This window comes from Streptomyces sp. SID14478 (assembly GCF_010548525.1).
Classification (GTDB): domain Bacteria; phylum Actinomycetota; class Actinomycetes; order Streptomycetales; family Streptomycetaceae; genus Streptomyces.
In genome coordinates this window covers 1-8,942 of sequence record NZ_JAAGMG010000667.1, presented here as the reverse complement: position 1 = coordinate 8,942, position 8,942 = coordinate 1, and the positions used below count along the sequence as shown (strand labels likewise).

Genomic DNA, 8,942 nt, shown 5'->3' with positions numbered 1-8,942 from the left:
GTCGGCGCCGGGCCGCCCGCGGCCACATCGACCTGCGGCGCACGCTGCGCGGATCACTGTCCACGGGCGGCGTGCCCATGCGTCCCGTGCTGCGCAGGCGCCGACCCGCCCGGCCCGAACTCGTGCTGCTGTGCGACGTGTCGGGCTCGGTGGCCGGCTTCGCGAACTTCACGATGCTGCTGGTGCAGGCCCTGCACGACGAGTTCAGCAAGGTCCGCGTCTTCGCCTTCGTCAACCGGATCGACGAGGTGACCGAGCTCATCGCCCGCGGCACCGCGGACCCGGAGGGCCTCGGCGGCCGCATCGCCGCGGAGGCGGCGATCACCGGCTGGCACGGCAGCAGCGACTACGGCGCGGCGCTCGGCGAGTTCGTCGAGCGCTACGAGGGCGCCCTCGGTCCCCGTACCTCCGTCTTCATCCTCGGCGACGCCCGCGCCAACCAGCTCGACCCGGACGTCCCGGCCCTGCGCCGCATCGCCCGCGCGGCCCGCCGCGTCCACTGGCTGAACCCGGAGCCGCGCTCCCTGTGGGACACGGGCGACTCGGTGGCCGGGGCGTACGCGGACGTCGTGGACATGTACGAGTGCCGTACCGCGCGGCAGCTGAGCGCGTTGGTGGGGCGGTTGCTGCCGGTCTAGCGGTGGGCGCGGACGGCACCGGGCGCGGGGCCATCCGCCCCGGCGCGGACCGCGCACCGCACCGTCGTGGATCTCCTCGACCCGCCGACCCCTCAAAGAGGGCCGCGGGTCACGCGGCCTCGCCGAGCCAGGTCAGCGCGGCGACGACCAGGGCCTCGACGCCGGTGGTCAGGGTCGGCTCGATCAGCGGCGCGAAGTGGGGCGAGTGGTTGCTCGGCAGGGAGTCGAGGCGGCCCTCCTGCAGAGCCGTGACGACGGTCTGCGTGTCCAGTCCGCCCCAGAACCAGAAGACCGTGGGCACCCCGAGCTCCTCGCCGAACACGCCGATGTCCTCGCTCGCGTTCACCTGCGGCATCTCCATCACCCGCTCCCGCCCGAAGTGCGCGGCGAAGGCGTCCACCGTGGTCCGGGTGCTCTCGGGGTCGCTCACGAGGGCGGGCGCGGCAGCGAGCCATTCGAGGGTGGGCGCGGCGACCGCGGCGCTCGCCTCGGACTCCGCGCGCACGATGCGCTCCACGGCCGCCCGCACCAGGGTCCGCACCTCGGGGGTGTAGGTGCGGATGTTCACCCCGAGCTCGGCCGTCTCCGGGATGATGTTGTCCTTCGTGCCGGCCTGCAGGCGGCCGACGGTGACCACGGCGGTCTCGGCCGGCGGCACTTCCCGGCCGACGATGCCCTGGAGCCGGGTGACGACGTTCGCGGCCATCAGCACGGGGTCGACGGACGCCTCCGGACGCGAGCCGTGTGCACCGCGCCCGTGCAGGGTGACGCTCAGGGAGTCCGCCGCCGCCATGACCGGCCCCGCGCCGTACCCGATGAACCCGGCGGGCAACGGACCGACGTGCTGGCCCAGCACGATGTCCGGCTTCGGGAACCGGTCGAAGAGACCGTCCCTGACCATGTCCCGGGCGCCGCGGGCGAGTTCCTCCGCGGGCTGGAACACGACGAGCAGCGTGCCGGACCACTGCGCGCGCGAGCCGGCGAGCAGCGCGGCGGCGCCGGCCAAGCAGGCGGCGTGCATGTCGTGCCCGCAGGCGTGCATGACCGGGACGTCGTGACCCTCGCCGTCGACGCCGCGGGCCCGGCTCGCGTACGGCAGGTCCGTCTTCTCCTCGACGGGCAGCGCGTCGATGTCCGCGCGCAGCATGACGACCGGTCCGTCACCGCTGCGCAGCACCCCGACGACACCGGTCCCGCCCACGTTCTCGGCCACCTCGTCGAAACCGGCGGCGCGCAGCCGTCCGGCGAGCAGCGCCGCCGTCCGCGTCTCCTGCAGCGAGAGTTCCGGGTGCCGGTGCAGGTCCTGGTAGAGCGCGGCCAGCTCGTCCTGCATCGCGGCCAGTCCCGCAGTCACCGTCTGGGGCATGTGTCCGTCCTTTTCGCGCGCCGGTCCGGGCACGGTACCGCCGCGCCGATCATGGTGCCAACCGTTGCCGCGAAGGGGCCGCGGATCGTCGCTCGGGGGCCGTCCGGCCCCTGTTGTCGCAGGGGCGGCAGGGCGCATCGTGGGGAGGGGAGCAGCACACCAAGGACGGTGACATGCCAACCGAACTCACGGTTCTCCTCGTGGACAACCACGAGGAATCCCTCATTGCCCTGGAGGGTGCGCTGGCGTCCCTCGACTGCGTCACCGAGCGTGCGCAGAGCGGGGAGGAGGCACTGCGGGCGGTGCTGCGCGGCGGCATCGACCTGATCATCCTGGACGTCGTCATGCCGGGCATCACGGGACTCGAAGCGGCCCGGCACCTGCACCGCCACGACCGGACGACCGACATCCCGGTGGTCCTGCTGACCGGTCTGTACAGGCATGCCCAACTGGCGGAAGAAGCCTACGAGTTGGATGTGGCGGACATCCTGACCAAGCCGATCGACCCGTGGCTCCTGCGCATCAAGGTGGCGTCCCACCTGCGCTACCTGAAGCGACTGCGGGCGCTCCAGGCGGAGGTCGCCCGGCAGGCGACGGCGGCGCGCAACGGCGTCTCGGGCGACACGAGCGGCGACGGCGGCCGACAGGCCAGGTCCGCTCCGCACGCTTAGGGTTGTGGCGAGCAATCACCTCATTGGTTTGTGACGCCGCAGGTCACAGGGCTTGTGCGCACGCCGGCGAGAGGAAGTCCGCCGTGCCCGACACCGCCCCGGACGACATACCCGAAGCGGCGCCGCCCGCGCGTGGAGCAAGAGCGCGGCGCGCCGCGCTGTGGGCGGGCGCGGCCGCGGTCGTCGCTCTGGGCGGCCTGTATGCGGCGGGCCTGCTCACGTCCGGTGGCAGTGACGACGTCGTCGAGGGCACCCGGGTCCAGGGCGTCGACATCGGCGGCATGACGCGTGCGCGGGCCGCCGAAGCCCTCGAGAAGCAGCGCGGTGACGACTGGACGGCGCCCGTCGCCGTACGGATCGGGGACGCGGACGCCGAGGTGGACCCCTCCGACGCCGGGCTCTCCGTGGACGCGGCGGCGACGGCCGCGCGCGCCACGGGCCGGGACAACAATCCCGTCGCCGTCATCGGCGGGCTCTTCGGCACGACCGAGCGGGACATCGACCCCGTCGTGCACGTCGACGAGGACAAGGCGCGCACCGCGCTGCGGAGCCTCGCCGACGCGCACGACACCACCGCCAAGAACGCCGACGTCACGTTCCGGGACGGCAAGGCGGTCGCCGTACAGCCGCGCGACGGGCGCACGCTCGACACGAAACGGGCGACGGCCGCGCTGCGCACCGCCTACGCCGCGCGCACGACGTCGGCCACCGGCGACTCCCCACCGGTCGAACTCCCCACCACGACCACGAAACCGGCCGTCGGACAGGACGAACTCGACCGCGCCATGCGGGAGTTCGCCACCCCGGCCATGTCGGGGCCGGTGACGCTCACCACGGGTGGGCACACCATCGAGGTGACCCCGGCCGCCCTCGGCGCCCATCTCTCCGTCGCGCCCGACGACGACCACCGTCTCGCGCCGCGCCTCGACGGCCGGGGCCTGTTGGACGATCCGTCCGTCGCGACCGCCGTCGGCCGCGCGACGGACGGGCCCGTCGAGGCCCGGCTCCGGCTCGACGGGGACAAGGTGGTGGTCGCCGCCGACGGCAGAGCGGGCCATACGCTCACGGCCGCGTCCCTGCACGAAGCGGTGCTGCCGCTGCTGACCAGGACCGGCGCGAAGGCGCGCACGGCGCCGGTGGCCACGCAGGAGGTCCAGCCGCGTCTGACCCGCGCCACCGTGGAGAAGCTCGGCATCACGCGGCGCATGTCCACGTTCACTGTGAACTTCGAGCCCGCCCCGTACCGCACCACGAACATCGGCCGCGCGGCGGAACTGATCAACGGCTCGCTGGTGCCGGCCGGCGAGGACTGGTCGTTCAACCGCACGGTCGGTGAACGCACCAAGGAGAACGGTTTCGTCGACGGCACGATGATCCTGGACGGCAGTTACGAGAAGGCGCCCGGCGGCGGCGTCTCCGCGGTGGCCACGACGATGTACAACGCCCTCTTCTTCGCGGGCGTCAAGCCGCTCGAACACGGCGCCCACTCCTTCTACATAGAGCGCTACCCGGAGGGGCGCGAGGCCACGGTCGCCTGGGGCTCCCTCGACCTGTCGTTCCGCAACGACTCCGGGCACGCGCTGTCCATCCTGGCGAGCGCGACCGACACCTCGGTCACCATCACCTTCCTCGGCACCCCCAAGTACGACCGGGTCGAATCGGTGACGGGCCCGCGCACCCGTATCACCCAGCCCAAGGAACGCACCAGCGACTCGAAGAGCTGTGTGCCGCAGCCGCCACTCGAAGGGTTCGACGTGAACGTGGACCGGGTGATGAGCAACGACGGCAAGGAAGTCGCACGCGAGACGTTCCACACGCACTACACGCCGCGCGACAAGGTCACCTGCGAGTGACCTCCAGGCCGGTGCCGAGGAGCGGGTCGCCCGCCGCAAGGCCGGTGACCGAGCCGGGCCCCGGTGATCGTCACGGCCACGAGGACATACGCTTCCGCTCGTGCCCGCAGACGAACCCACCGTGGAGGACCTGGTGCCCGCCCCCGCCGTCCAGCAGAGCGTGCGCGCCGGGTGCGCCGGTCCGTGCGGGCCGGTGAAGCGCAGGCGCGTCAGCGAACCGGAGGGCCCCACGTCCCGGCTGCGCGACGCCCCCGTCCGTCAGGCGGCCCTCTCGGCGCCGCGTCCTCGACCGCTACGGCCCGAGGAGTGACGGTGGAGTCCCCCACCACGCTCGACGACCTCGACCGCCAACTCCTGCACGCGCTGCAGGTCGACGGGCGGGCGCCCTTCAACCGCATCGCCGCGGTGCTCGGCGTCTCCGACCAGACCGTGGCCCGGAGGTACCGGCGGCTGCACAACGCCGTCAATCTGCGCGTGCTCGGCATGACGGACGAGAGCGTGCTCGGGCGGCAGAGCTGGCTCGTGCGACTGCACTGCGTGCCGGACGTGGCCGAGCAGCTCGCGGACGCGCTCGCCAAACGCCCGGACACCCTCTACGTGGCCTTGACGTCGGGCGGCACCGAGATCGTCTGTGGCATGAAACCCCGCACCCGCAAGGAACGCGACGAACTCCTCTTCGACCGCTTCCAACGCACCCCGCAGATCATCCAGGTGACGGCTCACTGCCTGCTGCACCAGTTCTACGGCGGCCAGTACGGCTGGCTGAACAAGTCACAGGCGCTCTCCGCCGACCAACAGGGCGCGCTGCGCCCAGCGACACCCGCGCCACCGCAGGCCCCCGTCACGCTCGACGCGGACCAGGAGGCGCTCCTCGACGTGCTGCGCCGCGACGGCAGGGCCACCCTCACCGAGTTGCAGAAGGCCACCGGGCAGTCGGAGTCGGCGGTCCGGCACCGGCTCGAGGCCCTGCGTTCCACGGGCGTCCTGTACTTCGACGTGCAGTACGACCGGGAGCCGCTCGGCCATGCCGTGGGGGCCATGCTGTGGGGGCCATGCTGTGGCTCCCGGGGCTCGTGCACCCTTGGTGTGACGTTCACAGAATTCTCCCTCGCGACGCGGCGGCGCCGCACTCGACTGACTCCGCGCACACCTTCCGCCGCTTCCTCAGCGGGAGCCAGCCACACCCTCCCGAACCCGGAAATCCGACATCCGCCGCGTAATCACGAAGGATTTCCGACAACGCCGCCTCTGGGCATCACCCTGACCGGCCTAGGCCCCTGTCGCGATGGTCGTCAGGACGAGCATGACGAGTTGAGCGGAGCGCCGTCGACGAAGGGGCTGTCCGGCGCTACAGCAGTCCCTTCACGTTGTCCCCGAACGTCCAGCCCTTCGACCCGTCCCAGTTGATCGACCAGGTCATCAGTCCCTTGAGCGCCCCGCCGTACGCGTTCCAGACCTGCGCCACCTGACCGGTCGTCATGTAGCCGCCGCCCGCGCCCGCTTGGGCGGGCAGGCCCGGGACCTGCTTGTCGTAGGGAACCTTGATGGTGGTGCCCTGGACGACCAGGCCCTTGTCCAGGCACGTCGTCTGGGCAGTGAAGCCCTCGACGGTGCCGGCGGAGTAGGAGTCGCCGGAGCAGCCGTACATGCTGCCGTTGTAGTACTGCATGTTGAGCCACCACAGGCGGCCGTTGTCGGCGTACTTCTTGACGATCGGGAGGTACGCGCCCCAGATCGACCCGTACGTGACGCTGCCGCCGGTGACGTACGCCGTCTCGGGCGCCATCGTCAGGCCGAAGCCGGCGGGCATCTGGGCGAGGATGCCGTCGATGATGCGGATCAGGTTGGCCTGGGAGGCGGAGAGTTGGTTGATGCTGCCGCTGCCGGTGAGGCCCGTCTCGATGTCGATGTCGATGCCGTCGAAGTTGTACTTCTTCAGGATCGGGACGATCGTCTCGACGAAGCGGTCGGCGACGGCCGTGGAGTTGAGGTCGATGCCGGCCGCCGCGCCGCCGATGGACATGAGGATCGTCCGCCCCCCGGCCTTGGCCTGGCACATCTCGGCCGGGGTCGCGACCTTCACGTTCGTGTCCATGCCGTCCTCCCACAGCGCGGTGCCGTCGGAGCGGATCACGGGGAAGGCCGCGTTGATCACGTTGTAGCCGTGCTGCGCGATGTCCGGGTTGGTGATCGGGGTCCATCCGAAGGGCGGGTGCACGCCGTTGGAGGCTCCGTCCCAGTTCTCCCAGTAGCCCTGGAGGACCTTGCCGGACGGCCTCGGCTTCGTCGCGCAGGTGTCGGCCGCGGACGCCGCCGGCGCCGCGACCAGGACGGTGGACAGGGCGGCGGCAGCCGCGAGGGCGGCGCCGAGGAGACGGGACGTACGACTGCGACCGGACATGGGGGCCTCCGCAGGATCACCGGGTGAGGGGCGACGTCAAGGGCTCGGTCGACGACGGGTGGGGTCGGGTCGAGGAGTGGGGACGACCGGGATGACGTGAGCACGACGCACGGTAGGGAGGTCCAGACCTTTCGTCAATGGGTCTGGACCAATGGGCGGCAAGGGATCCCGGGAAGCGCCGGCGTCGCGTTCCGCGGCGGATTCCTGAGCGCAACGACCCGGAAACACGCCCTCCCTACGGTCGCTCCCACACCGGTCATGGCTGCAACGGCCGGTGTGCGCACGGGCGTTCCTCCACCGCCGCGCTAACCAGCCGTCTTCCACCTAGATCTCAGGGAGGAACGATGGCTGTGGCCACGCACGCCGTCGCGCCCGCGCCGGGGCCGCGTCCGGACCCCGACCTCGTCGACGCACCGCCGCCACTGCGCCGGCTGGTGCCGCTGAGCCTGCAGCACCTGCTCGTCGCGTATGCGGGAATGGCGACGATGCCGCTGCTGGTCGGCACCGCGCTCCAGCTGCCCGAGGACCGGATACGGCTGCTGATCAGCGCCAATCTGCTCGTGAGCGGGCTGGCCACGCTGTTGCAGTCGCTGGGCGTGAAGTGGCTGGGGGCGCGGCTGCCGCTCGTGATGGGGTCGACGTTCACCGCGATCACCCCCGCCGTCCTGATCGGCAAGGAGCACGGGCTCGCCGCCGTGTTCGGGGCCACGATGGTGTCCGGCCTGGTGACGGTGGCCGTCGCGCCGTGGTTCGGGCGGTGGCTGCACCTGTTCCCACCGCTGGTGACCGGGACCGTCATCGCCGTGATCGGGTTCTCGCTGGTGCCGTCGGCGGCCGGGCTGGTCACCGGGGGCCACGGGGCCGGCGGCGGGCGGGGCCTGGCCCTCGCCGCGCTGACCGTGCTGCTCGTCGTGGTGGTCGAGCGGTGCGCTCCCCCGGCCCTGGCCCGCTTCTCGGTCCTCGTCGCCATGGCCGCGGGGACCGTGATCGCCGTGCCCCTCGGGCTGTTCGACGGTTCGGGCGTCGCGGACGCGGGCGCGGTGACTGCGCCGGACCCGACCGCGTTCGGAGCGCCCGTCTTCGTCGTCCCGGCGATCGCCGCGATGCTCGTGGTGCAGCTCGTGAACATGGTGGAGTCGGTGGGAGACACCCTCGCCGTCGGGCAGATCGTCGGGCGTGGTGACGACGCGCCCACCGTCGTGCGGGCACTGCGCGCGGACGGCGTGGCGACCGTGCTGTCCGGGGCGCTCGCCTCCTTCCCCGTCGTGACGTTCGGGCAGTCGGTGGGCCTGGTGAGCGTGACCCGGGTGCGCAGCCGTCATGTCGTCGCGCTCTCCGGGGCGTTGATGGTGGTGCTCGCGTTCGTGCCGGTGCTCGGCGCCGCCGTCGCCGCCGTGCCGGGGCCGGTGCTCGGCGGGGTCTCGCTGGTCATGTTCGGCATGGTCGGGGCGGTGGGCCTGCGCATCCTGGCCGGCGCCGACCTCACCGACTCCCGCAATCTGCTGACCGCCGCGCTCGCCTTCGGCCTGGGGATGATCCCGGTCGGCGCACCGGACTTCTACGCGCCGCTGCCCTCGTACGCACGCACGGTCCTGGACAGCGGCATCGCCGTCACCGGGATCGTCGCCTTCTCCCTGAACCTGCTGTTCCACCACACGTCCCGCCGCCGGAAGGAACCCACCCCGTGAAGACGCCCCCGACGCCCGATGTCGACACGATCACCGACGTCACCGTCTTCAGCGAGGGCCGCTGGCGGGCCGGGACCGACGTCCACCTGACCGACGGCCGCGTCAGCGCACTCACGCCCGCGGGTGAACTCCCATGTGGCCGCAGGGTGTTGGACGGGTCGGGCGGTCACCTCACCCCCGGCCTCGTGAACACGCACACCCATCTCTTCCAGGCCGGTCTGCGCGGCATCGGGGAGGGGCTGCCGCTGCTGGCGTGGCTCGGCGCCGTCGGCGAGGAGGCCGCGCGGCTCACCCCCGAGCGGGCCTACGCGACCGCGGCGGCGGC

9 protein-coding genes are annotated in these 8,942 nt (G+C 72.2%); 7 read left to right on the top strand and 2 right to left on the bottom strand.

Annotated elements, in window-relative coordinates:
* Positions 1-638: VWA domain-containing protein (locus tag G3I40_RS22005; protein ID WP_164303854.1), on the top strand; the 638-nt coding region annotated here is incomplete at its 5' end.
* A 109-nt stretch (positions 639-747) separates the two neighbouring features.
* Here G3I40_RS22005 and G3I40_RS22000 read toward each other — a convergent pair.
* Positions 748-2,004 carry an amidohydrolase gene (locus G3I40_RS22000; protein WP_164303853.1) on the bottom strand — a complete coding sequence of 419 codons (1,257 nt, stop codon included), beginning with the start codon at positions 2,002-2,004 and terminating at the stop codon, positions 748-750.
* Between the two features lie 173 nt (positions 2,005-2,177).
* Here G3I40_RS22000 and G3I40_RS21995 point away from each other — a divergent pair, with 173 nt between their 5' ends.
* The 4 genes from G3I40_RS21995 to G3I40_RS21980 all read left to right on the top strand — a co-directional run bounded on the left by G3I40_RS21995 (position 2,178) and on the right by G3I40_RS21980 (position 5,935).
* Entirely contained in the window at positions 2,178-2,675 is a 498-nt protein-coding gene (locus tag G3I40_RS21995; protein ID WP_164303852.1) for a response regulator, read from the top strand.
* A gap of 83 nt (positions 2,676-2,758) precedes the next feature.
* Positions 2,759-4,528 (top strand): VanW family protein, encoded by a 1,770-nt coding sequence (locus G3I40_RS21990; protein WP_343244993.1) that lies wholly within the window; start codon positions 2,759-2,761, stop codon positions 4,526-4,528.
* A 100-nt stretch (positions 4,529-4,628) separates the two neighbouring features.
* Positions 4,629-4,838: a hypothetical protein gene (locus G3I40_RS21985; RefSeq protein WP_164303851.1), complete on the top strand. Its 210-nt coding sequence runs from the start codon at positions 4,629-4,631 to the stop codon at positions 4,836-4,838.
* Between the two features lie 2 nt (positions 4,839-4,840).
* Complete coding sequence (locus G3I40_RS21980) at positions 4,841-5,935, top strand: Lrp/AsnC family transcriptional regulator (protein WP_343244992.1); 1,095 nt, start codon at positions 4,841-4,843, stop codon at positions 5,933-5,935.
* On the opposite strand, the gene G3I40_RS21975 is transcribed toward G3I40_RS21980, so the two are convergent.
* Complete coding sequence (locus G3I40_RS21975) at positions 5,877-6,929, bottom strand: chitinase (protein ID WP_164303849.1); 1,053 nt, start codon at positions 6,927-6,929, stop codon at positions 5,877-5,879. The genes G3I40_RS21980 and G3I40_RS21975 overlap by 59 nt on opposite strands.
* A gap of 344 nt (positions 6,930-7,273) precedes the next feature.
* Here G3I40_RS21975 and G3I40_RS21970 point away from each other — a divergent pair, with 344 nt between their 5' ends.
* Both G3I40_RS21970 and G3I40_RS48155 read left to right on the top strand, forming a co-directional pair.
* Entirely contained in the window at positions 7,274-8,617 is a 1,344-nt protein-coding gene (locus G3I40_RS21970; RefSeq protein ID WP_164303848.1) for a nucleobase:cation symporter-2 family protein, read from the top strand.
* Positions 8,614-8,942: amidohydrolase family protein (locus G3I40_RS48155; RefSeq protein WP_164303847.1), on the top strand; the 329-nt coding region annotated here is incomplete at its 3' end. The genes G3I40_RS21970 and G3I40_RS48155, both read left to right, overlap by 4 nt.

What these genes read in the sequence shown, in the direction of transcription:
- G3I40_RS22000 (WP_164303853.1), bottom strand. Translation starts at nt 2,004, where the DNA reads ATGCCCCAGACGGTGACTGCGGGACTGGCCGCGATGCAGGACGAGCTG.
- G3I40_RS21995 (WP_164303852.1), top strand. Translation starts at nt 2,178, where the DNA reads ATGCCAACCGAACTCACGGTTCTCCTCGTGGACAACCACGAGGAATCC.
- G3I40_RS21975 (WP_164303849.1), bottom strand. Translation starts at nt 6,929, where the DNA reads ATGTCCGGTCGCAGTCGTACGTCCCGTCTCCTCGGCGCCGCCCTCGCG.
- G3I40_RS21970 (WP_164303848.1), top strand. Translation starts at nt 7,274, where the DNA reads ATGGCTGTGGCCACGCACGCCGTCGCGCCCGCGCCGGGGCCGCGTCCG.